Origin of the sequence: Gottfriedia solisilvae, assembly GCF_002128405.1 — a bacterium.
GTDB lineage: Bacteria > Bacillota > Bacilli > Bacillales > Bacillaceae_G > Gottfriedia > Gottfriedia solisilvae.
This window is the reverse complement of record NZ_NETJ01000002.1, coordinates 56,088-78,041: the sequence shown is the minus strand read 5'-3', so window position 1 is coordinate 78,041 and position 21,954 is coordinate 56,088. Positions and strand designations below refer to the sequence as shown.

The 21,954-nt window shown below is 33.2% G+C and carries 28 protein-coding genes and 1 other annotated feature; of the genes, 11 read left to right on the top strand and 17 right to left on the bottom strand.

All coding sequences use genetic code 11. The features are described from left to right. Positions 1-16 precede the first annotated feature (16 nt). Positions 17-832: a late competence protein ComER gene (comER, locus tag CAB05_RS04800; RefSeq protein WP_087998703.1), complete on the top strand. Its 816-nt coding sequence runs from the start codon at positions 17-19 to the stop codon at positions 830-832. A 115-nt stretch (positions 833-947) separates the two neighbouring features. Here the strand turns inward: comER and CAB05_RS04795 are convergent, their stop codons facing one another. From CAB05_RS04795 to CAB05_RS04765, 7 genes are read right to left on the bottom strand one after another with little or no spacing between them, the layout of a single operon-like run. Further along, complete coding sequence (locus tag CAB05_RS04795) at positions 948-1,691, bottom strand: class I SAM-dependent DNA methyltransferase (protein ID WP_087998702.1); 744 nt, start codon at positions 1,689-1,691, stop codon at positions 948-950. Then, entirely contained in the window at positions 1,688-2,044 is a 357-nt protein-coding gene (rsfS, locus tag CAB05_RS04790; RefSeq protein ID WP_087998701.1) for a ribosome silencing factor, read from the bottom strand. The genes CAB05_RS04795 and rsfS overlap by 4 nt, the downstream gene beginning before the upstream one ends. 11 nt (positions 2,045-2,055) lie before the next feature. Further along, positions 2,056-2,622 (bottom strand): bis(5'-nucleosyl)-tetraphosphatase (symmetrical) YqeK, encoded by a 567-nt coding sequence (gene yqeK / locus CAB05_RS04785; protein ID WP_087998700.1) that lies wholly within the window; start codon positions 2,620-2,622, stop codon positions 2,056-2,058. Between the two features lie 36 nt (positions 2,623-2,658). Then, the gene (gene yhbY / locus CAB05_RS04780; RefSeq protein ID WP_087998699.1) at positions 2,659-2,949 is read right to left on the bottom strand and encodes a ribosome assembly RNA-binding protein YhbY; all 291 of its coding nucleotides are present in this window, start codon (positions 2,947-2,949) and stop codon (positions 2,659-2,661) included. Further along, positions 2,943-3,785: a shikimate dehydrogenase gene (aroE, locus tag CAB05_RS04775; RefSeq protein WP_087998698.1), complete on the bottom strand. Its 843-nt coding sequence runs from the start codon at positions 3,783-3,785 to the stop codon at positions 2,943-2,945. Before aroE ends, yhbY begins: the two co-directional genes overlap by 7 nt. Before the next feature lie 23 nt (positions 3,786-3,808). Then, entirely contained in the window at positions 3,809-4,918 is a 1,110-nt protein-coding gene (gene yqeH / locus CAB05_RS04770) for a ribosome biogenesis GTPase YqeH (RefSeq protein ID WP_087998697.1), read from the bottom strand. Then, complete coding sequence (locus CAB05_RS04765; RefSeq protein WP_087998696.1) at positions 4,915-5,436, bottom strand: YqeG family HAD IIIA-type phosphatase; 522 nt, start codon at positions 5,434-5,436, stop codon at positions 4,915-4,917. Before CAB05_RS04765 ends, yqeH begins: the two co-directional genes overlap by 4 nt. 257 nt (positions 5,437-5,693) lie before the next feature. On the opposite strand from CAB05_RS04765, the gene CAB05_RS04760 reads away from it, so the two are divergent. Beyond that, entirely contained in the window at positions 5,694-5,834 is a 141-nt protein-coding gene (locus CAB05_RS04760; protein WP_087998695.1) for a sporulation histidine kinase inhibitor Sda, read from the top strand. Between the two features lie 139 nt (positions 5,835-5,973). On the opposite strand, the gene CAB05_RS04755 is transcribed toward CAB05_RS04760, so the two are convergent. Next, positions 5,974-6,753, bottom strand: coding sequence for a phosphatidylserine decarboxylase (locus CAB05_RS04755; protein ID WP_087998694.1), 780 nt, complete (start codon positions 6,751-6,753; stop codon positions 5,974-5,976). Positions 6,754-7,015: 262 nt separating this feature from the next. Here CAB05_RS04755 and CAB05_RS04750 point away from each other — a divergent pair, with 262 nt between their 5' ends. The 4 genes from CAB05_RS04750 to crcB (CAB05_RS04735) all read left to right on the top strand — a co-directional run bounded on the left by CAB05_RS04750 (position 7,016) and on the right by crcB (CAB05_RS04735) (position 9,522). Next, positions 7,016-7,651, top strand: coding sequence for a GTP pyrophosphokinase (locus CAB05_RS04750; RefSeq protein ID WP_087998693.1), 636 nt, complete (start codon positions 7,016-7,018; stop codon positions 7,649-7,651). Between the two features lie 301 nt (positions 7,652-7,952). Beyond that, positions 7,953-8,714 carry a CPBP family intramembrane glutamic endopeptidase gene (locus CAB05_RS04745; protein WP_087998692.1) on the top strand — a complete coding sequence of 254 codons (762 nt, stop codon included), beginning with the start codon at positions 7,953-7,955 and terminating at the stop codon, positions 8,712-8,714. Positions 8,715-8,779: 65 nt separating this feature from the next. After that, the gene (gene crcB, locus CAB05_RS04740; protein ID WP_087998691.1) at positions 8,780-9,169 is read left to right on the top strand and encodes a fluoride efflux transporter CrcB; all 390 of its coding nucleotides are present in this window, start codon (positions 8,780-8,782) and stop codon (positions 9,167-9,169) included. Beyond that, positions 9,166-9,522, top strand: a complete 357-nt coding sequence (gene crcB, locus CAB05_RS04735; RefSeq protein ID WP_087998690.1) for a fluoride efflux transporter CrcB — start codon at positions 9,166-9,168, stop codon at positions 9,520-9,522. Before crcB (CAB05_RS04740) ends, crcB (CAB05_RS04735) begins: the two co-directional genes overlap by 4 nt. Before the next feature lie 86 nt (positions 9,523-9,608). On the opposite strand, the gene CAB05_RS04730 is transcribed toward crcB (CAB05_RS04735), so the two are convergent. The 4 genes from CAB05_RS04730 to CAB05_RS04715 all read right to left on the bottom strand — a co-directional run bounded on the left by CAB05_RS04730 (position 9,609) and on the right by CAB05_RS04715 (position 13,818). Further along, positions 9,609-10,058 carry an SRPBCC family protein gene (locus CAB05_RS04730; protein WP_087998689.1) on the bottom strand — a complete coding sequence of 150 codons (450 nt, stop codon included), beginning with the start codon at positions 10,056-10,058 and terminating at the stop codon, positions 9,609-9,611. Between the two features lie 160 nt (positions 10,059-10,218). Beyond that, complete coding sequence (locus tag CAB05_RS04725) at positions 10,219-11,451, bottom strand: aminopeptidase (protein ID WP_087998688.1); 1,233 nt, start codon at positions 11,449-11,451, stop codon at positions 10,219-10,221. 143 nt (positions 11,452-11,594) lie between these two features. Next, the gene (locus CAB05_RS04720; RefSeq protein ID WP_087999529.1) at positions 11,595-12,695 is read right to left on the bottom strand and encodes a prephenate dehydrogenase; all 1,101 of its coding nucleotides are present in this window, start codon (positions 12,693-12,695) and stop codon (positions 11,595-11,597) included. Positions 12,696-12,735: 40 nt separating this feature from the next. Further along, entirely contained in the window at positions 12,736-13,818 is a 1,083-nt protein-coding gene (locus CAB05_RS04715; RefSeq protein WP_087998687.1) for a bifunctional 3-deoxy-7-phosphoheptulonate synthase/chorismate mutase, read from the bottom strand. Between the two features lie 112 nt (positions 13,819-13,930). Further along, positions 13,931-14,161 (bottom strand) — a binding site (T-box leader). Between the two features lie 258 nt (positions 14,162-14,419). Here CAB05_RS04715 and sigK point away from each other — a divergent pair. Beyond that, positions 14,420-15,139: an RNA polymerase sporulation sigma factor SigK gene (sigK, locus tag CAB05_RS04710; protein WP_087998686.1), complete on the top strand. Its 720-nt coding sequence runs from the start codon at positions 14,420-14,422 to the stop codon at positions 15,137-15,139. A gap of 22 nt (positions 15,140-15,161) precedes the next feature. On the opposite strand, the gene CAB05_RS04705 is transcribed toward sigK, so the two are convergent. Continuing rightward, entirely contained in the window at positions 15,162-15,395 is a 234-nt protein-coding gene (locus CAB05_RS04705) for a YrhC family protein (RefSeq protein WP_158093176.1), read from the bottom strand. Positions 15,396-15,631: 236 nt separating this feature from the next. Between CAB05_RS04705 and CAB05_RS04700 the strand changes: the two genes are divergently transcribed. Further along, positions 15,632-15,925: an RNA polymerase alpha subunit C-terminal domain-containing protein gene (locus tag CAB05_RS04700; RefSeq protein WP_087998684.1), complete on the top strand. Its 294-nt coding sequence runs from the start codon at positions 15,632-15,634 to the stop codon at positions 15,923-15,925. A gap of 99 nt (positions 15,926-16,024) precedes the next feature. Here the strand turns inward: CAB05_RS04700 and CAB05_RS04695 are convergent, their stop codons facing one another. From CAB05_RS04695 to CAB05_RS04685, 3 genes are read right to left on the bottom strand one after another with little or no spacing between them, the layout of a single operon-like run. Next, positions 16,025-16,669, bottom strand: coding sequence for a TetR/AcrR family transcriptional regulator (locus tag CAB05_RS04695; RefSeq protein ID WP_235821368.1), 645 nt, complete (start codon positions 16,667-16,669; stop codon positions 16,025-16,027). A 3-nt stretch (positions 16,670-16,672) separates the two neighbouring features. Next, positions 16,673-17,689: an ABC transporter permease gene (locus CAB05_RS04690; protein WP_087998683.1), complete on the bottom strand. Its 1,017-nt coding sequence runs from the start codon at positions 17,687-17,689 to the stop codon at positions 16,673-16,675. Next, complete coding sequence (locus CAB05_RS04685; protein ID WP_087998682.1) at positions 17,686-18,408, bottom strand: ABC transporter ATP-binding protein; 723 nt, start codon at positions 18,406-18,408, stop codon at positions 17,686-17,688. Before CAB05_RS04685 ends, CAB05_RS04690 begins: the two co-directional genes overlap by 4 nt. Before the next feature lie 231 nt (positions 18,409-18,639). Between CAB05_RS04685 and CAB05_RS04680 the strand changes: the two genes are divergently transcribed. After that, positions 18,640-19,353: a DUF421 domain-containing protein gene (locus CAB05_RS04680; protein WP_087998681.1), complete on the top strand. Its 714-nt coding sequence runs from the start codon at positions 18,640-18,642 to the stop codon at positions 19,351-19,353. Between the two features lie 165 nt (positions 19,354-19,518). Here CAB05_RS04680 and CAB05_RS04675 read toward each other — a convergent pair whose 3' ends face one another. Further along, positions 19,519-20,487 (bottom strand): helix-turn-helix transcriptional regulator, encoded by a 969-nt coding sequence (locus CAB05_RS04675; protein ID WP_244972763.1) that lies wholly within the window; start codon positions 20,485-20,487, stop codon positions 19,519-19,521. A gap of 215 nt (positions 20,488-20,702) precedes the next feature. On the opposite strand from CAB05_RS04675, the gene CAB05_RS04670 reads away from it, so the two are divergent. Together CAB05_RS04670 and CAB05_RS04665 are read left to right on the top strand one after the other, a co-directional pair. Beyond that, entirely contained in the window at positions 20,703-21,182 is a 480-nt protein-coding gene (locus tag CAB05_RS04670) for a hypothetical protein (protein WP_087998679.1), read from the top strand. A 230-nt stretch (positions 21,183-21,412) separates the two neighbouring features. Beyond that, entirely contained in the window at positions 21,413-21,889 is a 477-nt protein-coding gene (locus CAB05_RS04665) for a GyrI-like domain-containing protein (protein ID WP_087998678.1), read from the top strand. Positions 21,890-21,954 lie beyond the last annotated feature (65 nt).

Below are 21,954 nucleotides of genomic sequence, written 5' to 3'. Positions count from 1 at the left end.
AGGATGTGATGTACTCATGAATGTAGGCATCATAGGCACAGGAAATATGGGATCCATTTTGCTTAATGGGTTTATTAAATCCAAGGCCCTTAAACCTTCCGAGTTAACAATTACAAACCGTTCAATTCATAAAGCTTATGAGCTCAAAAATATATACCCTGAACTGAAAGTAGCAGAACATGCTAAAGATGTAATTAGCGCTTCTGACATCGTTCTAATCTGTGTAAAACCATTAGAAATACAACCACTCCTCTCATCATTGCAAACATCTTTTACAAAAAATCATTGCGTTATTTCCATTACTAGTCCAATCAATGTTGAACAGTTAGAAGCCATATTACCCTGTCAAGTAGCACGTGTTATTCCTAGTATTACGAACCAAGCATTAAGTGGCGTAACGTTAGTTAACTTTGGAAAAAGTTGTTCAGCAAAAACTAAGGAAACAATCATCGAACTATTTTCGAACATTTCGAAACCAGTTATGATTACAGATGACATAACAAGGGTTTCATCTGATATCGCAAGTTGTGGCCCTGCTTTTTTTAGTTACTTACTTCAAAGATTCATTGATGCAGCAGTATGTCAAACTGAAATTACTAAACAACAAGCAACTATTTTAGCGGAAGAAATGATTATCGGATTTGGAAAACTAATTGAACAAAAACATTTTACTTTGGAAACGCTACAAGAAAAGGTTTGTGTAAAGGGCGGTATTACGGGAGAAGGTATAAAAGTGTTAGAAGAACGTGTTGGTGATTTATTTGAGGAGATTTTTGAAAAAACACATAATAAATTTGATAAAGAAATCGAAAAAGTGAAAGAACAATTTTAATTTTTTATAAGTATATAATTTTTCAAATAAAACTTCAAAGTGAGAAATTTCATTTTTCGCTCGTTAATAAAGTAAAAAACCCTTTAAGAAAAAGAATTTTTCTCTAAAGGGTTTTTTATTTTTTAGTTGCTATAAAAAAGATTCGTTCAGTTGTTTCTTCTACAGTTTGGTCAAAATCACCGATCATTTCTTTCACTTCAAATCCTGCTTGATTTAATAAAGCACGATAAGTTTCAATTGGAAACGTTCTTTGAATGTGATATTCTTCAAACCGTTCATAAGAATCACGGTTTTCTTCTTTCATAAAGAACACTAAATCATGCTCTACACTTAAAGGCTGCTCACCTTGCGTACAAGACCAGACTAAGCTTAATTCTTCGTCATCGATGAAGAAGGTTTCTTCACCAAAAATTTCTTCAATTTTATATGGAGAATGAACATCGAATAAGAATATTCCTTGATCTTTTAGACTTTCGTGAACTTTTTCAAACGTTCGCAAAACTTGATCTTCTGAATGTAAGTAATTAAGTGAGTCGCAAAAAATGGTAATACAGTCTAATTGATTGAAACCTTCTAATTCCATCATATTTTGTTGATAAAACGGAATTTGAACTCGCTCTTGTTCTGCTTTAGCCATAGCAACACTTAACATTTCTTCAGATAAATCTACACCACTTATCGTGTAATTTTGTTTTGCTAATAAAATTGGTAGCGTACCTGTTCCACAACCGATATCAAGAATTGTGGGTTGATTTATTTCATACTTTTGAAAAACGTCATTAACGAAATGTAACCACTTATCATACGGGACATCATTCATTAATTCATCATACAAATACGCGAAGCGATTGTATGTCATGAAAGAAGCTCTCCATAAACATCAAGTGATGGAGCATCTCCCCATAGTTTTTCTAAATTGTAATATCCGCGTTCTTCGCGGTGGAATACATGAACTACTACGTCTCCAAGGTCAACTAATACCCAACGAGCTTCGTCAAAACCTTCTAAACGTTTCACATTTCTCCCATTTTGAAGTGCTTGATCCTTCACTTCTCTTGCAATTGCTTGTACTTGTTTGTCTGAGTTACCGTGACAAATAATGAAATAATCCGAGATTGCAGATATTCCTTTCATTTCTAAAACCACTAATTCCTCAGCTTTTTTATCATCAGCAGCTTTAACAGCTAACATCATTAATTCTTTTTCATTCATTTTAGTTCCCCCTAACTTTTAACTTGCTTTAAAATTGAATTATAGGTTTGAACCGTTAATGGGTAGACACTTTGTTCTTTCTCAATTAAGTATGTGATAGTATTTTTTAATGCATACAGTAGTGCTTGATTCAAATCCAAATCAGCTAATTTCCTCGCTTCTTCAACACCTGGAAATTGGCGGTTAGGTTCAATATAATCTGCTACATAAATTACTTTATCTAAAAGGCTCATTTCTTCATGACCGCTCGTATGATAAGTAATTGCTTGTAATACATCTTCATCATCTATTCCATATTCATGTTTTGTAAGAAATGCACCTACAGGAGCATGCCAAAGTTCTTTATTGTGTTGTAAAAGTTCTAATGAAAATTGATTCTTTTCCATTATCTCTTTTAATTCAATAATCGGCATACATTTTGCGACGTCATGGAAAATTGCAGCTAGCTCTGCTTTTTTCACATCTGCACCATACTGTTCTGCAAGACGGACAGCAGTTTCCATCACACCAATAGTATGTGTAAAACGCCGGTTTGTTAGTTTATCTTTTACAATCGAAAGTGCTTTTTGTTTATCCATTAATCCGCTTCTCCTCTAATTAACGGTATTGTCTAATTAAGGTAATACGATTGTTTTATTTTCTTCTGATTCTTTATATAAAACAATTGTATGTCCAATTACTTGTACTAGTTCAGCATCTGTACCTTCAACTAGCTGATCTGCTACATCGTAACGATCATCATCGCAATTTTGAAGTATACTTACTTTTAAAAGCTCTCTAACTTCAAGCGCTTCTGAAATTTGCTTAACCATATTTTCATTAACTCCACCTTTACCTACTTGGAAAATAGGGTTTAAGTGATGTGCTTTTGAACGTAAAAATCTTTTTTGTTTACCAGTTAACATTTTGTTCCTCCAAGCTTTTCTTCTAATAATTTATATGCATTAATTGTATTTGGAAAAATTCCTGTCCACTCTTGAAATGCTATTGCACCTTGATAAATAAACATTGGTAATCCATTTTGAATCTTTGCATTTTTTTGTTCTGCTTCTTTTAAGAAAGCAGTTTTGTACGGGCTATAGATTAAATCAGACACAACTGTATCAGGCGATAAGTTATGAAGGGACATTGGTTTTGCAGCTTCATTCGGTTTCATTCCAACAGATGTTGTTTGAATAACTAGAGAGTAAGTACCTAATCGTTCTTCTGCATCTGTAATAGAAATAACTTTTACATCTTGTTCTTTTAATCGTAATCCATTTTTTAATTCCAATGCTTTTTCTGTCGTACGGTTTGTGATCGTAATATGCTTCACACCTAAATGCAATAAGCTACACAATATTGCTCTAGCCGCACCACCTGCACCAATGATTAAAATATTTTCTTGCTCAATTGGACTTTTTAATACAAGAGATAAACCTCTACAATAACCAATTCCATCTGTATTTTTACCATAAAGTCGACCATCTTTATTGATAACAGTATTTACTGCACCTATTTCTTTTGCTAAAGGATCGACTTCATCTAAATACTTCATAACTTCAACTTTCAATGGTGCTGTAACATTAAATCCTTTCGCAGTTGAACGAAATTCTGTCACAATTGATTCTAGATCTGATATACCAACCTCTTTCGCATCATAATGGCCATGGATTTGATTTTCATGGAACCATTCGTTATGCATAGTTGGTGACATTGAATGACCAATCGGTTGACCGATCACGTAAAATTGGTCTCTCATCTCTCCCGCCCCCAAATCAATCTTTATATAATTGAATTACGAAGTGTTATACCTACGCCTTTTGGTGCATAAGCAACAATTTTTGCACCTGGATCATTTACTGTGATCCAACCAAGTCCAGAATAAACGATATCCGTTTTTCCTTCTTTTATCATAAATTCATGTTTTACTAATTTTGGTAACTCATTAATTTGTTCACCATATGGTGGTACTAACAGTTCACCTGCTTGTCTTTCATACAAATCATCAGCATTCTCTTGTTTTGTACGATGGATTGATAAATCGTTTGAGAAATGACAAGTAAACGATCTTCTTCCACCTTCTAGATAATCGAAACGTGCTAATCCACCGAAGAACAATGTTTGGCTTTCATTTAATTGATAAACCATTGGCTTGATTTCTTTTTTAGGCGTAATAATTTTCAAACCTTTTTTATCAACGAAATGAGCCATTTGATGATGATTAATGATTCCCGGCGTATCAATTAAATCACTTTCATCATCAAGAGGGATTTGAATTAAATCAAGAGTTGTTCCAGGAAAATGTGATGTTGTAATAATATTATTATTTTCCTCACTGTAGCGCTTAATCATTGTATTAATAAACGTTGACTTACCAACATTCGTACAACCTACTACGTACACATCTTTTCCTTCTCTTAACTTCTCAATTGTCTCCGCCAATTCATCAATTCCAGTACCTTTAGCAGCACTTATTAAATGAACACCAACCGGATGTAATCCCCAGCGTTTTGCTGTACCACTCATCCATTGTGTAAGTCTATTCTTCTTAACTGACTTTGGTATTAAGTCTGCTTTATTTCCAACTAGTAAGACTTTATTTTTACCAACAAAACGGTTTAATCCATTTAACCAACTACCTGAAAAATCGAAAATGTCGACTACTTTAATAACAAGACAATCTTTATCGCCAATTCCATTTAAAATACGGATAAAGTCAGAATCTGTTAACTCAACATCTTGAATTTCGTTATAGTTCTTTAAACGAAAGCAGCGTTGACAGATGATTTCTTCTTTTTCTAATGATGATGGTGGTGCAAAACCTAACTTGTTTTTATCCTCTGTTTGAATTTCGACTCCACAACCAATACATCTTATTTCATTATGACTCACTTTTTATCCTCCCATTGTAGTAATCCTTGTTTCTTAAATGAGGAAAGAATTCTACGTTCAACCATTCTATTAAATCTTGTCCAAATTCCATCAGTACTCGCAACTGGAACAACTAAGATTGTATGAATGCCTTGTCGATTCCCTCCAAATACATCTGTTAAAAGCTGATCGCCTATCATACAAACCTCATCAGCTTTCAAGTTTAATAATTGGTATGCTTTCTTATATGAAACCGCTAGTGGTTTTCGAGCGCGATGAATAAATGGGATTCCAAGAGGTTCACAAAACTTTCCTACTCGTGTTTCATTGTTATTTGAAACTACAGTTATTTTAATCCCTGCGTCTTTCATGCCTCTAAACCAATTTGTTAACTCAGGTGTAGCTAAAGGACGATCCCATTCAACTAACGTATTATCTAGATCGGTAATAATTCCTTTAATCCCTAAGTTTTTCAAATGCTCAGGTGTGATTGCATAGACATTATTTACAAATTCATTCGGTAAAAACTTTTTTAACATGATAAACACCTCATAATATTCATAAAATCGTTCGACAAATAACAACAAATACCATCGTTGTGGATAAGAATATACACATTATCCTATTGCCATACATCTACATTTTCAGAAAATATAAACAAATTACTAACAACTTATCCACCGATTTGTGTGGATAAACGAACGATTGTTCTATTGAAAAAAATTTGATACATTAGGCTTACAAAGTATTTCCAACACTTTTATCACGCGGAGGTGAAGCCCAGCTGGGCAATATTATGTACAAATTAAATGATGATTTGTTACTTGAGTCCTACAAAAAAGCACTTGGTCTGCAACTAGATCCGGCCTTTATTTATTTAATTGAAAAAGAAATAAAAAGAAGAGGCCTTGACTATTATATTAGACAAACATCTTAATACTTTTTATTATTTTCAATATAAGCAAATAATACAAGTAAAATAAAAATACAAGCACTCTTTACAATAACAGAAAAAGAACCATCTTTCTACACGATGGCTCTCATTTCGTGAAAAAAAGTGCAAACTACATCAATATTTAATGTAGTTTCCCTAAGTTTTCCCCTACTTTTATAGGTTGACCAGACTTTAGTTTATTATTTGCTGTAAAACTGTCTGCTTCAAATAATAAAACAACTGTTGAACCAAAAGAAAAATATCCAACTTCAGAACCTTTATTAAGACGTTTTTCTTTTGCTGTGACTACAATTGTATTTACAAACATTGCACCAACTTTAATCATCGCTACATGCTTCCCGTTTTCAGAAGATTTCACCTCTGAAACTACACGGTAGTTTTTTGAAAGAGGATCTTTACCATATGTTAAACCAGCTTTATTTACAGGATAAGATTTAGCACCTAATTCAAATTGAGAAATGACTTCACCTGCAATCGGACTATGTATACGATGGTAATGACTTGGACTTAAATAAAGCACCATATAATATCCCTCATTATACTTATCTGCCATTTCTTTTGAACCTAACATTTCAATAATACTATAGGTTTTTCCCTTAACAATAAATTGTATATCTTTTTCAATTTTACCGTGAGATTCTAATACCCCATCAACTGGACAAGCCAATTCATTTTCGCCTGCATAAATTGGTCTTGCATCATTTTTTAATTCTCTCGTAAATAATGCATGTAGTGTTGGAAAAGATGTATTTTTACTTTCTTCCATATTTAGTTTAAACGCATTAATATATGGTTTAATGAGTACCTTACTCAATCTTGAAGTAGAGAATTTCCTAAGAAATCCCGATGTTGCCCTATTATTTGTTAGTTCAATAAACATACGATAAAATCCTTGTTTCATCTATTTACCCCTTATTTACTTAATTAAAATAACTATTTTATATTCTTATCTAATTTAATTTCTTAATTCGTATTCTCCTTATTTCCTTAACCGTCCTCTTGCCCACTCTTTCTTACATCTAAATTGCCCATATCGATGTACTACTTTTCCTTCTACTTTACTCTAGATTTAAAATACTGTCACTAACCGTTCATCTGAATTTCACACTAAGTTCACATTTAACTGTTACAATACGGATGTAATGACTATTAGGAGGTAGCCTATGTTTGAAGAACAAAGCTTAGGTGAATGGAAAAACACTCTTTTAATATACAAATTTGCGTTAGATGAAATAAATACGAAAATTAAAATATTAAATGAAGAATTCACATTAAATCATGATCACAATCCAATTGAACACGTAAAATCTCGAATTAAAAAACCCGACAGTATTATTAATAAGCTTGAACGTAAAGGACTTGAACTGTCACAACATAACATAGAACACTATATTAACGATGTAGCTGGAGTTCGAATTAGTTGCTCATTTATCAGTGATATTTATAAAATTTATGAATTATTAAAACAGCAAGATGACATCTATATAATAGAAGTTAAAGACTATATAAAAAATCCAAAACCAAACGGATATAAAAGTTTCCATATGATTATCGAAATTCCGATATTCCTTGCATCTGAAACTAAAAGAGTCAAAGTAGAAATTCAAATTCGAACAGTTGCTATGGATTTTTGGGCAAGTCTTGAACATAAAATTTTCTATAAATACAATAAAAAAGTTCCAAATGAAATTATCGAGAGCTTAAATGAGGCTTCAGCTACGGTTAATTCTTTGGACTATAAAATGGAGAGTATTAAGAATCAAATGGAAGAAATAAAAGAACTAGAATATCAGAAATAATCGTTCTTTTGGGAAGTGACTGAGGATCCATTCTATCAGTCACTTTTTTTCTTCTTTTCTAAAAGCTTGTATGCTATGGATTTGAGTAATGGTAAATCTAAAATTGTGCTTGAAAAGATCAAATAAAATCTATCAAACAAGGAATTCTCTTATCTATTTTTTGATTTATTTTATCTTCATGTGTAAAATTAGTTCTTTCAACATCAATTTTAAGATAAAATAATATATAGTAGTATGAAGTTCTGTTAGAATTCTTATTAAAATTTGTTCTTATAGATAAACTGTGTATTGGGGGAAACGAATGAATAACGACTTACATTACAATACATTCATACCTGAAAATATTCCTAATGAACGAAAGACAGCTATTAAGACACTTGTTTATTATATTTTAATATTTGTTATCGGTTTGAATGTACTTTTATTTCTTGGATCGATCGCAGCTGCAATTGTAGTTGCTGCAACTGGGATGGATATATCAGATGACGAACTGTTTAAACTATTTACGGATGCTTCTATTTATTTAGATACTATTTTTGGTTTCCTTAGTCTATGGTGGCTTTACTACTATACAAAAAAGAACGGTATTCTTTCATTAAGAAGAATTAAAATTTCGGTTTACGACATCTTGTTAATATTAGGTGCTTATGCAGCGTTGATTGTAACTGCTGGATTGTTAGATTTTATCTTTAAAAGTTTCGGCGTTTCAATTGCTACACCTGATAATCAAAAAGCAGTAGAAGACTTACTTTCTTCAAATCCTGTATTAATGATGATTTCGGCCATCATTTTAGCTCCTATTAAAGAAGAGTGGATCACAAGAAAATTAATTATCGGTTCCATTTTTAAAAACCTTCCATATGTTGGATTAATTGTTAGTTCATTCGGTTTTGGATTATTGCATATGATTGCAGGTTTTTCATTTTATGCCTTAATTCAATATTCATTAGCAGGACTAATTTTTGGTATACTTTATATCTTTACGAAACGTATAGAAGTTTCTATATTAGCTCATTTTTTAAACAACTTTGTTTCAATTTTGGCTTTTTATTTACTAAAGTAAATTTGCTTAACGCTCCGAACTGGAGCGTTTTTCTATTGATATTTTAAAGAGGTGAAGGTTTGTTTATGTATTATTTATTTGTTTTTATAGGTGGTTTTTTGGGGTCAATTTCTCGAAATCTTGTTGGAAATATGATTCAACCTTTATCAAGTGGATTTCCTCTTCAAACATTTTTTATTAATTGCATTGGTAGCTTCTTTTTAGGTGCATTTTTACCCTTCGCAAAAATCCGTTTGAAACCTGAATATAGTTTATTAATTGGTACAGGTTTTACAGGAGCATTTACAACTTTCTCTACATTTTCACTTGAAAATGTACTTCTAATGAATGAAAAACAATTTTTTGTAAGCTTCCTTTATATATTCTTTAGTATGTTTGTTGGGATTTTCTTATCATATTCTGGATACAAACTAACAGATCAATTTCATAAGAAGGAAGGTGCATCTACTTCATGATCATAATTGGTTTATTTGGTGGTTTAGGTGCAGTTTCTAGATATGCTCTTGGAAACTTTATATCAAAATATAACAAAATTTCATTTCCATATGGTACTTTTCTCATCAATATCATTGGATCGATGTTACTCGGAATAACAAATCATTTCTATAGGGATCGAATAATTTCCACAGACATTTGGCTCTTTTTGGGGGTGGGATTTTTAGGTGCTTTCACAACCTTTTCTACTTTTAGTTTTGAGGCAATTCAATTATTTATGTCCAAAAAATACAAAATAGCCATTTTTTATGTTTTACTTTCTACTATATTATGTATTTTAAGTGCATATCTTGGTTTAAACATATTTACATGAAAATACAAAAAAAGACCTCTACTAATATTTAGTTAGAGGTCTTTTTTCTTGTGTTCACCCATTTAAATGGTCTTAAAGGGTTTTACCTACCAGCCAAAATCCAATGTTTTTCCTGTTTCTGCAAATGTTTTTACATTACTTAAGATCATCGGCCAACTTGATTTCGTATTTTCATATGATGGATGATTTTCTGGCCACTTGTCATTAACTAGTTTAAGTTTCGTGCAATTTCCTACCTCTTCAAGGTATAAAGTAATTCTAGTCTCAAGTTCTGCATGGTTTTCTCGATATGATGGTCCTGCATGCTCTGTATAACTCATCATTTTATATGGTTCATAAGCTAGTATTTCACCATATACATGAACTGTTTCATCTCCATCCGCTCCAGGTCCAATATATTCATAAGGTGCGCCTACTTCAAATGTTGATTTCAATACACAACCGAAAAAAATAGCTTTTGTACCTTCAGGAGAAATAAAAATATTCCAAATGTCCTCAGGTTTTGAATTAATATAAATTTCATACGTAAGATCCATGCAATAACCTCCAATTATTTGACTGTTATCAACAATACAACAACACTTCCATTATATACCAATTATACTTTTTCCCATCTTTTATATTTTAAACTTCATGTCATTTTATAATAAAAAAACACCACTTAATAAATTAAGTGATGTCTTTTCTTTTTTGAAATTAGAATGCCCAGTTACCATTACGCATAATTGGTTCTACAGTGCCATCTTCTTTAATACCATCAATGTTTAGTTCAGCTGATCCAATCATGAAGTCAACATGAGTTAAACTTTGGTTAATTCCTCTTTTTGCTTGCTCTTCTGGAGCTAATTTTTCGCCATCTTTCATATTGTTCGGGTAAGCTTTACCAAGCGCTAAGTGACAAGATGCATTCTCATCATATAACGTGTTATAGAAAATTAATCCCGTATTAGAAATAGGAGAATCATGGGGAACTAAAGCTACTTCACCTAAACGGCGAGCTCCCTCATCAGTATCTAATAAATGTTGTAATGTATCGTAGCCTTTTTCAGCTGTGAAATCAACTACACTACCATCTTTAAATGTAAGTGAGAAGTTTTCGATTAAATTTCCACCATAGTTTAAAGGAAGCGTGCTTGTTACAGTACCATTTACACCGTGGCTATGTGGCATAGAGAAAACTTCTTCAGTTGGAATGTTTGGGTTGAACCATTTTCCGTCTTCACTGTTAGCTCCTCCACCTTTCCATACATGATCATCAACTAGGTCTAGTTTTAAATCAGTACCTGGTGCAGTATAATGTAATGTTTTATAACGCTTGTCATTTAATTGAACAACTTTTTCTTGTAAGAAATCATTGTGTTTTTCCCAAGCTTGAACTGGGTTTTCATTGTCTACGCGGCAAATTTTGAATACAGAATCCCAAAGTAATTCCATTGCTTTATCAATGTTTTCATTTGGATACACTTTTTCTGCCCATTCTTTACATGGGATAGCAACGATTGACCAACGAATACGATCGGCCATCATATATTCACGGTATTTATGTAATGCAGTATTTGCAGTTTTGTTGAATGTTGCAATACGTTTAGGATCGATTCCTTTTAATAGCTCTGGATTTGGTGAGATGACTGAAAGAACTGCACCACCATTTTCAGCTAATTCTTCCATAGCTGTTACTTTCCAAGCTGGAAACTCTCCAAATACTTCATCTGGAGCTAATTCATATTTCGTACGTGTTACTACGTCGTCATTCCAATCAATGTTTACAAGCTTAGCCCCTGCTTCATAAGCATACTTTACTACCTTACGAACGTATTCAGCAGCAATAATTGGTGCGTTTATATGTAATGTTTGTCCTGGTACGATATTTACTCCACTCTTTACAGCAAGTTCAGCATATTTTTCTAGTAATTGTTCAAACTGAGACATAAAAATTCCCTCCATTAAACGTTTTTTTGACTAACAACTAAATTATAATATAAATTTCAGAAAATTGGTACACAAAATAGACTGACTATTCATTTTTATCTCTATAAAGAAGCACTTCACCAATCTTGATGAAGTGCTTTCATTTAATTAACAATATATGTTTCATAACCGTTAACATTCAAAAAGTTTTTTGCTTTGTCTCGATCTTTTTCAGTTTGAAGACTAACTCTTAGTACGCCTGGTAAGCCTTCTCTTGATTCAATAATTCTTAAATTCGTGATACTGACTTGGTGAATTGATAAAATTGTCGTGATATTAGATAACTCTCCAACACGGTCCATCACATCAACATATAAGTCAAAATAGCTTGGAATTGCTCCATTTGCTTTTGCTGGCATGTTATCACGAAAATCCTTTGATTCTTTAAAATAATTGTAGATTTCTTCATGTTCTTGTTGCTCAACTAAATGATACATTTCTTTCATATCTTCTATCCAACTTGAGATGAGAGAGAGAAGCGTATCTTTATTTTGAATCACAATATCAGTCCACATTTTCGGACTACTTGATGCAATCCTCGTAATATCTCTAAACCCTCCAGCAGCAAGAGAAGTTGCTAATGGTTCAATTTTAGAATATTGTTGGACTTGCTTTACTAAGCTAGCAGCAATTAAATGAGGGAAATGACTGACAACCCCAGTTATGTTATCATGTGTTTTTTCATCTATGACAACAAAATGAGACCCTGTCCCCTTTAACCAATTTTTAAGCCCATCAATTTGATCCTTAGTAGTATGTTCATTAGGTGATAAAATATAGTATGCATTTTCAAATAAATGAACCTTTGCACTTTCAATTCCAGTTTTATGAGAACCAGCCATTGGATGTCCACCGATAAAGCAATATCCTTTATCAGTAAGAATTTTCGAATGCCTCATGATCTCACCTTTTGTACTACCTACATCCGTAATTATGACATCTTCTCTTAATTGATACTCACTCAAAATATGAATATATTTGATTGATTCCTCAACAGGACATGAAAAGATGATAAGATGTGCATCCTCGGCACATTCTTTCAGTTGGATCGAGGATGCATCTAATATTTTCATTCTCTTACCTATTTCTAACTGCGATTCATTCACATCAAAACCGATGATATTTACATCATGAACTTTTTTGATTGCGAGTGAGATTGAACCGCCAATTAGACCTGTGCCAATTAAGAGGACATTCTTTTTCACGCCCTCACCGCCCATCTTTCCTTAAATAGAATGTTGAAGCTTATGACTGAAGTTTTGCACGGAAATCTTTTAGCTCATGCATGAATTCTTCAAATTGAGGAATATTCATTTGTTGAGCTGAATCTGATAATGCTACCGCTGGATCAGGATGTACTTCCGCCATTACTGCATCTGCACCAATTGCTAAAGCTGCTTTTGCTGCTGGTAATAATAAATCTTTTCGACCAGTTGAGTGAGTAACATCAACGACAACAGGTAAATGTGTTTCTTTCTTTAAAATTGGTACTGCTGAGATGTCTAATGTATTACGAGTTGCTCTCTCGTAAGTTCTAATTCCTCGTTCACAAAGAATGATTTGATCATTTCCTTGAGAAATAATGTATTCTGCTGCATTAATAAATTCTTCAATTGTAGCAGATAAACCACGTTTTAATAATACTGGTTTATTTACTTGACCTACTGTACGTAGTAAATCAAAGTTTTGCATATTACGCGCACCAATTTGGATCACGTCAACGTATTCTAAAGCTCGTTCCACATCGTTTGGATTTAAAATTTCACTAATGACTGAAAGATCGAACTCATCTGCAACATCTCTTAAAATTTGTAAACCTTCGTATCCTAATCCTTGGAAGTCATATGGAGACGTTCTTGGTTTAAATGCTCCACCACGCATCATAGTTAGACCTTGTTGCTTCATTGCTTGCCCAACCGCACGTACCTGCTCATAACTTTCAACAGCACATGGTCCCATAATAAATGATTGTGAGCCATCACCAATTAAATCGTTTTTCACTCTTACAATCGTATTTTCAGGTTTTTTCTTTCTTGATACTAAAAGAGCTTTTCTGTGATCATCTTCTTGTAATTCAAGACTTGCTTGGAAAATTGTTTTGAAAATATGTTGTAGTGTAGAAGTTTCGAATGGTCCATCGTTTACATTCGCAATCATATCTAGTACTTCACGTTCACGAACCGGATCAAAACGCTTAATACCATGCTTAATTTTTTGTTTACCAATTTCCTGTACGACTGTACCTCGCTCATTTAAAAGCTCAACAATTTTTAAATTAATTTCATCTACCTTGTCACGTAATTGAACCAATTCATTGTTTGTACTCATTTCTTTTTCCTCCTAAATTTTTCATTATTAGTTTTTATATTGCCAATACAACTTCATAAAAATTGAAGTAAGTATGTAAAAAATGAAAATAAAAAATCCCTACTGAATAAACAGTAGGGACGAATTAATAAAGTTCGCGGTACCACCCTAGTTGTGAACAAAAACGTTCACCACCTTCGTTTTGTTAACGATCGATCATCGACCGTTTCTACTCTCATATTAATAAGAGATAGAAATTGCTCCAAGAATGTAATTCAGCATAGCTTATGTACTGACTTCCAGCGACCGTCAGCTCTCTAAAACAGTGAAGTTATGCTTACTGTGCTCTCTTCATCACAACGTATTAAATTGTCAAAAAATTCTTCATAAAAGGTATTAATGAGGATTATATAGCACTGTTAAATGGACTGTCAATGCATATTTTTTTTAAGATATGTGATATTTTTTAAAAAGATACATGTCCATTGAAATGGTAGCGCTTACTCTTTTCAACATTTTTTTTACAATTCTCACATTTTTTATATGGTACAGACACACAGACCACTTTCAACTCATAGATATATAAATAACAACTTACCTAACCTTCCTTAGGAGTGATTATATGCCTGGTTTATTTACCGCCTTAAGTCTTTTCTTAAAAGAAGTGTTTGTGTTTGTTTCGTATGTAAAAAACAATGCATTTCCACAGCCACTCTCACAAGCTGAAGAAACACTCTACTTAAATCGAATGGCTGAGGGTGATGGTGAAGCAAGGAATTTATTAATAGAACATAATTTAAGACTCGTGGCGCATATTGTGAAGAAATTTGAAAATACAGGTGAAGATGCCGAGGATTTGATTTCAATTGGAACCATCGGCCTTATTAAAGCAATTGAGAGCTTCGTTCAAGGTAAAGGAACCAAATTAGCAACCTATGCTGCTCGATGTATTGAAAACGAAATACTTATGCATTTAAGAGCTTTAAAGAAAACGAAAAAAGATGTCTCATTACATGACCCTATTGGCCAAGATAAAGAGGGAAATGAAATATCTTTACTCGACATACTAAAAACAGAAACAGAAGATGTTGTTGATCAAATTCAATTAAACATGGAGTTAGAAAAAATAAAACAATATATCAAAATTTTAGATGAACGCGAAAAAGATGTCATTATACAAAGATTTGGTATCGATATGGATAAAGAGTTAACGCAACGTGAAATTGCCAAAAAATTGGGTATTTCTAGGAGTTATGTTTCAAGAATTGAAAAACGTGCATTAATGAAAATGTATCATGAATTTTTAAGAGCAGAGAAGGATAAGAAAAAGGATAAAAAATAACCACTGTGAAAACAGTGGTTTTTTATGCTTGTTCCTCATTTTTCAGTTTACGATAAAAATGATTAGATGTTAGGAAAAAGATTAGAGATAAAATAAGCATTCCGAACACAATACATTCTATTACGATAATTTTAGATTGGGATAAACCGTCCTTTGGTAGTAGAGTCCCGATATAGAAAAAAGTTGCCAATGCTGTCGTAATTGCACCGAATGTTTTAAAATCATTTACTTTTGCTTGTAGTTTTTTTAAGTTCACGTGATCTACACCTTCCCTTCTCAATGTCTAACTTACTATAACATAATTTATTCATACTTTGAGTAGGGAAATAGAGGAAAAGAAGGAAAATGGAAGGAAAAAAAGGCTATTTTTATGTATACCAAACGAATGAAAATTAATGGTTATTATACTGTTTGTGTTAAAATAAACTTGTTAGATTGCATGGTAGATTTGTACTTTATTAACAAGTAACGTGGATTAAGGAGATCTTAAAAATGGCAACTTCTGAAAAGAATTTAAGGGTTTGCAACAAAGGGCACAAATATTATAAAAGTTCTGACTGCCCTACCTGTCCGACTTGTGAACAGGAACAAAAACCTGAAAACGGATTTCTATCACTACTATCAGCACCTGCTAGACGTGCTTTAGAAAACAATGGTATTACTTCTTTGGAGAAACTATCAACTTATAGCGAAAAAGAAATTTTGAAATTTCACGGGATGGGCCCAGCTTCCTTACCTAAACTTAGAACTGCCTTATTGGAAGGCGGATTATCATTCAAAAGCTAATAAATGAAGTGAAAACTTAAAAACCAACGCATAGAGAATCATTACTCTTAAGCGTTGGTTTTTATTATTACTTCAACATATTTTTCTAAATCAGAATCATTATTGTAAACCTTGTTTGATAAATTGTATCGTACGCTCAATTTCTAGATTTTCATCCCAAATCGAAATATCTTTTAATGCAATTGTTGAAACAACAAGCCCCATTACACTTGTAATAATTAAACGTAAAATCGTATGGATTGGCAAATCTGCAATTTGACCTTTATCAATAAAGTATTGTAAAACGTTTTCAACTCTTGGATACATTTTTTCTTTAAATAGTTTTTTTAGTTCTTCTTGCATTTCTTCTTGAAATGGAATTTCTTGAATGATTATTTTGATAACAGCTGTATTCTTTTTCGCAAACTCCATTCGATTAACAATTAACACTTTTAGAAAATCTTCAAATGTATCGTATTCCATATGAAATACCGCTTTTGAAAAACGATCCATCTCAAAAGGCGCAATCGTTTTGACAAGAGTTGGTTTAATAATACTTTTTAATAAATCTTTTTTTGTTTTGAAATAACGAAAAATTGTTCCTTCTGCAACATTTGCTTTTTTGGCAATTTCATTTGTTGAGGTACTAACGAAACCTTTTTCTGCAAAAATATCAATCGCTGCTTCAAGGATCTTTATTTCTTTTTCATTCATCTCTTGTAATTTTTCATGTGGTAGGAAATCTTCTAATTTAATGGGTAACACTCCTTATATTGAACGCTGTTTCTTTAAAGCAAAAATATTGATCACAATAAAGCATAGTGAAAATCCTAGTAAAATGGCAAGTTGTAAACCAATATCTGCTAATGATTGACCTTTTATCATAATAGCCCGTAATGCTTCTGCACCATATGTTAATGGTAAGATGCTACCGAATACCTTAAACCAGTCTGGTAAGAAAGCTGTAGAAAAAATACCAGAGAAAAGTATTTGAGGGACAACGATAACAGGGATAAATTGAACAACTTGAAACTCATTATTTGCATAAGCAGATAACAACATTCCAAGTGTAAGTGCAGTTAGTGATAGTAAAATGTTAACTACACACACTTCCCATGCATCACCTACATTATACATATCTAATACATTGATTGAAAAGATTGTTATGATCAGAGATTGGATTAATGCAAAAAATCCAAAACCAATTATATAACCAAAAACAATTTCCCAACGTTTTACTGGTGTTACAAGTAATCGCTCTAATGTTGTTGTTAAACGTTCACGTACAAATGAAATACCTGCTAGAATAAAAACAAATAAGAAAGAGAAAAAGCCAATAAAAATGGGTCCTATAGAATCAAAGGTCTCCATTTCATCACTACCATAGATTGGTTCCATCACAAGTTCGAATTGTGATGGTGTAATTTCTTTAATCGTGTCTTGAATCGATGTTATGACAGCAGATGTTCTAGCATTATCAGTTCCTTCAAACTGAACAATTATTTTTTCATTTTTAAATACAACTGCCCCATCAATTTCTTTATCTTTCAGTTGGTCTTTAATTTTCGACTCATCTACATCTACAATCTTAGCAAAATTTTTAAGTTCATTTTCAAAAATCTGTGGTGCATTAATTAGTGCCATTGTTGGTTTCGAATCGTCCTGTTTTAGAATATAAGAAAATAAAAATAATAAAACAATAGGCGCTACAAAAATCATTGCAAGTGAGCGTTTATCTTTCAAAAATTGTTTTATGATTCTTTTTGCAATTGCAAAGACTTTCATAAACTCACCTCGTTTTTAAAATATAAATCCTCTATTTTTCCAGTTTCAGACTTTGAAATTAATCTTTCAGTCGTATCTAATGCAATTAACTCACCTTCACGTATTAAACCTATTCTTTCACATTTCTCAGCTTCTTCCATAATGTGAGTCGTAATAATAATCGTCGTTCCTTGCTCCTTCATATCCATAAATTGCTTCCATATTTGTTTTCTTAAAACTGGATCAATTCCCACTGTTGGTTCATCAAGGATTAACAATGTTGGTTTATGGAGTATCGAAATCGCAAGTGAAAGTCTTTTCTTCATCCCACCTGAATAATGATTAACTTGCTTATTCAGCGCCTCTTCTAACCCAACAATTTCTGCTACTTCTTGAATTCTATTTTTTAATTCCTTGCCTTTTAAATTATAAAGCGAACCAAAGAAGCTTAAATTATCGAAACCAGTTAAATCTGCATACAATGCATCAGATTGTCCCATATAACCAATTTTGGTGAGCACAGTAAAATCGGGCATTTCTGTTCCGTATACTAGCACCTCTCCTTTTGAACATTTATCAATACCAGCAATTAATTTAATTAATGTTGTCTTACCAGATCCAGATGGGCCTAAAATACCAAAAATCTCTCCTTCACCAATATTCATTGAAATATTCTTTATGACAGATTTCTTTCCAAAAAGACGATCAACTTCGTGAATTCGTACAACTTCGCTCATCATCATCCTCCGTTCCAATTTAGTCCTTATATTATTATTATAGAATGAGTGAGTACTCACTATTATCATATTCGTCAAATAAGTTAGCGTCAACAAAAAAAGTGAGTACTCACTCAATAATTCGTAAAATTGATACTGTATTTGATTTAAGGCAAAATGCATAGGAATGGATGAACAGTAATTAGCTAATAGTAAAAATACTAGATTAAATAAAATGTCCCTAAGGTGATTATTATGATTGTGACTTTTGAAGTCATACTTAGAACTCTATCAGCTTTTGTTTTACTTACTTGTATTGCACATATACTTGGAAAACAAACAATATCTCAAATGACATTTCATGACTATATTGCTTCAATTACACTCGGATCTATTGTTGGAAATATGACTTTTAATACTTCCATTCATTTCAGTAACTTTATTACTGCATTAGTAATTTTTAGCACAATTATTCTTATTGCCTCGTTAGTTTCATTGAAAAATAGAAACGCTAGAGCAATATTTAATGGAGAACCTACTGTTGTTATACAAGATGGAAAAATCCTTGAAAAAAACTTGGAAAAATTAAAATTTACAATTGATTCTTTAAATCAATCCTTGAGGAGAAAAGATATATTCGATATTGACGAAGTAGAATACGCTTTAATTGAAGCTGATGGACAATTATCCGTATTAAAAAAACCTCCATATCGATATGTAACTAGAAAAGATTTGGGTATCTCTACTCCACCACAATCAACATTTCCTATTGAATTAATTATGGATGGTCAAATTATTACCAAAAATTTTACTCAACACCACTTAACAAAAAGTTGGATCTTTACAGAATTAAAGCAACGGGGATTAACTTTGACTGATGTTTTTTATTGTGTTCAAGGAACAAATGGTCAACTGTATTTTGATTTGAACAAAGATCAAATAACTTCACCAATAGATAAAGAATCATAATTGTAATTAATCTTGTTATATACTTAGCCAAGCTTCTGAACGTTCATCTAGACATAAAAAGTGCCTATCACAATAAACAATTTTGCTCATTGATGACAGGCCCTTCCACGTTTAATTTACAATATTATTATTAATTGGTAAAACTAATACTATCTCATAAAAAACTCAAGGAAATCTTAAATTGGCTAAACGCTCTTCCAAAATAATGCGCAGCTCATCAGGAATCCTCTCATACTCGACCCCTTTTCCCAAAAACAAAAGCCAATCCGCATAATACTCCAGCACCTCAACATCTGTTACATCCAGTTGAACATTGAAAATTCCACTCGACTGAAACATCCCAGTAAATGATAAAATAATCCCCGGCGGGTGCATACGCTTAAAGCGCTGAATTCCGGTCGTATCAAGCTTCACAACTAGATTGGACTCACGTGCAAAAAGTAGTTTTTTATTTAAAATTTCTTGCTCAGACCACTTCATCTTCTGTTCAGAAATTGCCGAATCCCGCAACATTTCAACAGGCAAATAACGAAACTCCTCCGAATCAAAATCATAAACTTCGACTAGCCACTGAGCGTTTGAGTTAAAAATATGCAGTAAATAAACGTCCATCAACTGCGGCCAGCCAGGAGTCAGCTCATAAGTCACACGCAAATGCTTATCACGTACAGCAAGAGAAATCAGTTTGTTCAGCTCCGCAGGCGCAGCATCATCCAGCTCCAAAAGATTCGGATTGGCAGGATTTGTATTTTCAAAAAGCAAGATATTGTTCAGCTCGATTAGCTCGTCTTGTTGGGTTTGAGACGCGATGCCGATGAGTTTTTCAGTGATTGAGCGGCGATTTTGCAGATAAGGTAGCTGTGAATTTTTCGAGGCTATAAAGCTGATAAACATCGCCTTCAGTTCATCTGGCGTAAAGCGGGTAGCGGGCAGATACTGATTTTGCAGGACAAAGTAGCCTCCACCTCGCCCTAGCTCCGACGTCAGTGGAAATCCCATCGCTTGAATCTCGTTAATGTCGCGGATCGCCGTCGCGCGGGATATCTTGAACTCTCTCTGAATCTCGGCAATCGTAAAATGTGCACGATTATTTATATAGCGCATGATTAGGTTTACTCGTTCTATTTTCTTCATATTTTTATTGTATCAAAAATGTAGCAAATTAAATATCAGTAATGACAGTAAAATCTTATTTACATTAAGCTTATCATTATTTAAATTTTAATTTTTCTGGGGAAAGGTTAATAAAACTTCATTTATTTGATTTCCGAAAAAAAGTATCATTTTTTGATACATTTGGCAAATAGAATCAAACTTGTAAAGAATAAATCCACAAAGGAGAGAACAAAATGACTAAATACTCAATCAAAACTATTTCAGAAAACTACAAAATGACTGCTTTCGGTGTTTCACTTGAAGACTATAACGACTGGGCAGGTAATGTAGCAAAAACTGCAGCGAAAAAAGCTGAAATCACTGAAAATGGCAAGCTTGCTGAACTTCTCGCGATAGCTGATGGGCAAGAATATCAAATCAACTACATCATCGATCACAAGGCTTGGCGCGGCTTTGGCGTGATGGGTGAGTTCGACGTGGAAGGGGCGGTCGTACTCGATTTCCTCGCTGGCGACTACTTAGTCGTGCCTGGCACTGGCACTAACAAAGATCGCCTTGCTGACGAAATCACAGGCAAGGTTTTCAGCGGCATGTTGCAAGAAATCACAGACTACAAATACGTTGGTCCAGGTAATTCAACATTCGTCAAATCAGCTGAAAACGGTGAATTCTACGGAGAAATGTGGCTTCGTGTAAAAAAAATCGAAGGCTAAATTCTGTCAAAATTGACAGACCCTAATTTAAGAGGAAAAACACTTGAAAAACTCTCTAAATTTATCATGAGCTGAACGCCCTTTTGGGAAAAAGTCGTTGATACTGAGCAGAATACACTGTAAGCTTTAGGTGGTATATAGGGCTTTTTGCTTGATCAATTTGGGTTTCGTTGGTATTTTTTAGCGGAGCCCGACCACAGAAAATTAACCTAGAGAAAAGGAGTACTCATATGGCTAATTACACACTTGAACATAAAAAATCATTCACATTGACCGCTTATGGTTTTTCAATCCAGTCGAATTTTCAAGACATGAAAGCAATGCAAAAAGAAAAAACTGAGTTTTGGGGCATACTCAAGGCTGACGGGCGTTTTGATAAGCTCAAAGACGCAGCAAAAGACGATCGAGAATGGTCAGTCAACGAAGTTTATCAAGGTAAACCGTGGAATTATTTTGCAGTAGAAGCTGGTAAATCAGTGGCTGACGCAACGCGCATCATCGAATTTCCAGAGGGTGATTACATCGTGGTCGCAGGAAATGGCGACAAGGAAACTTTGTTTGATCAGCTAACATACCGTGCTTTTGGCGAAGTCTTGGCCCAAATCACTGACTATGCTTACGTTGGCGGTCCAAATGCGACTTATCGTAAAGATAACGGCGACGGCACTTTCTACGGTGAATTTTGGGTACCTGTCGTTAAAAAATAATAAGAAAAAAACAAGCAGACACAATTACGTGGCTGCTTGTTTTCTTAATAAAAGCGTATAATTGT

Coding starts and splice junctions, on each gene's coding strand:
- yhbY (WP_087998699.1), bottom strand. CDS start 2,949: ATGTTAACTGGTAAACAAAAAAGATTTTTACGTTCAAAAGCACATCAC.
- crcB (WP_087998690.1), top strand. CDS start 9,166: ATGATCATAATTGGTTTATTTGGTGGTTTAGGTGCAGTTTCTAGATAT.
- CAB05_RS04750 (WP_087998693.1), top strand. CDS start 7,016: ATGTTTGAAGAACAAAGCTTAGGTGAATGGAAAAACACTCTTTTAATA.
- CAB05_RS04690 (WP_087998683.1), bottom strand. CDS start 17,689: ATGAAAGTCTTTGCAATTGCAAAAAGAATCATAAAACAATTTTTGAAA.
- CAB05_RS04730 (WP_087998689.1), bottom strand. CDS start 10,058: ATGGATCTTACGTATGAAATTTATATTAATTCAAAACCTGAGGACATT.
- CAB05_RS04700 (WP_087998684.1), top strand. CDS start 15,632: ATGGCAACTTCTGAAAAGAATTTAAGGGTTTGCAACAAAGGGCACAAA.
- CAB05_RS04725 (WP_087998688.1), bottom strand. CDS start 11,451: ATGTCTCAGTTTGAACAATTACTAGAAAAATATGCTGAACTTGCTGTA.
- CAB05_RS04760 (WP_087998695.1), top strand. CDS start 5,694: ATGTACAAATTAAATGATGATTTGTTACTTGAGTCCTACAAAAAAGCA.
- CAB05_RS04745 (WP_087998692.1), top strand. CDS start 7,953: ATGAATAACGACTTACATTACAATACATTCATACCTGAAAATATTCCT.
- CAB05_RS04675 (WP_244972763.1), bottom strand. CDS start 20,487: ATGAAGAAAATAGAACGAGTAAACCTAATCATGCGCTATATAAATAAT.
- CAB05_RS04680 (WP_087998681.1), top strand. CDS start 18,640: ATGATTGTGACTTTTGAAGTCATACTTAGAACTCTATCAGCTTTTGTT.
- CAB05_RS04665 (WP_087998678.1), top strand. CDS start 21,413: ATGGCTAATTACACACTTGAACATAAAAAATCATTCACATTGACCGCT.
- CAB05_RS04765 (WP_087998696.1), bottom strand. CDS start 5,436: ATGTTAAAAAAGTTTTTACCGAATGAATTTGTAAATAATGTCTATGCA.
- rsfS (WP_087998701.1), bottom strand. CDS start 2,044: ATGAATGAAAAAGAATTAATGATGTTAGCTGTTAAAGCTGCTGATGAT.
- CAB05_RS04795 (WP_087998702.1), bottom strand. CDS start 1,691: ATGACATACAATCGCTTCGCGTATTTGTATGATGAATTAATGAATGAT.
- CAB05_RS04670 (WP_087998679.1), top strand. CDS start 20,703: ATGACTAAATACTCAATCAAAACTATTTCAGAAAACTACAAAATGACT.
- CAB05_RS04685 (WP_087998682.1), bottom strand. CDS start 18,408: ATGATGAGCGAAGTTGTACGAATTCACGAAGTTGATCGTCTTTTTGGA.
- aroE (WP_087998698.1), bottom strand. CDS start 3,785: ATGAGAGACCAATTTTACGTGATCGGTCAACCGATTGGTCATTCAATG.
- sigK (WP_087998686.1), top strand. CDS start 14,420: ATGCCTGGTTTATTTACCGCCTTAAGTCTTTTCTTAAAAGAAGTGTTT.
- crcB (WP_087998691.1), top strand. CDS start 8,780: ATGTATTATTTATTTGTTTTTATAGGTGGTTTTTTGGGGTCAATTTCT.
- CAB05_RS04755 (WP_087998694.1), bottom strand. CDS start 6,753: ATGAAACAAGGATTTTATCGTATGTTTATTGAACTAACAAATAATAGG.
- yqeK (WP_087998700.1), bottom strand. CDS start 2,622: ATGGATAAACAAAAAGCACTTTCGATTGTAAAAGATAAACTAACAAAC.
- comER (WP_087998703.1), top strand. CDS start 17: ATGAATGTAGGCATCATAGGCACAGGAAATATGGGATCCATTTTGCTT.
- CAB05_RS04715 (WP_087998687.1), bottom strand. CDS start 13,818: ATGAGTACAAACAATGAATTGGTTCAATTACGTGACAAGGTAGATGAA.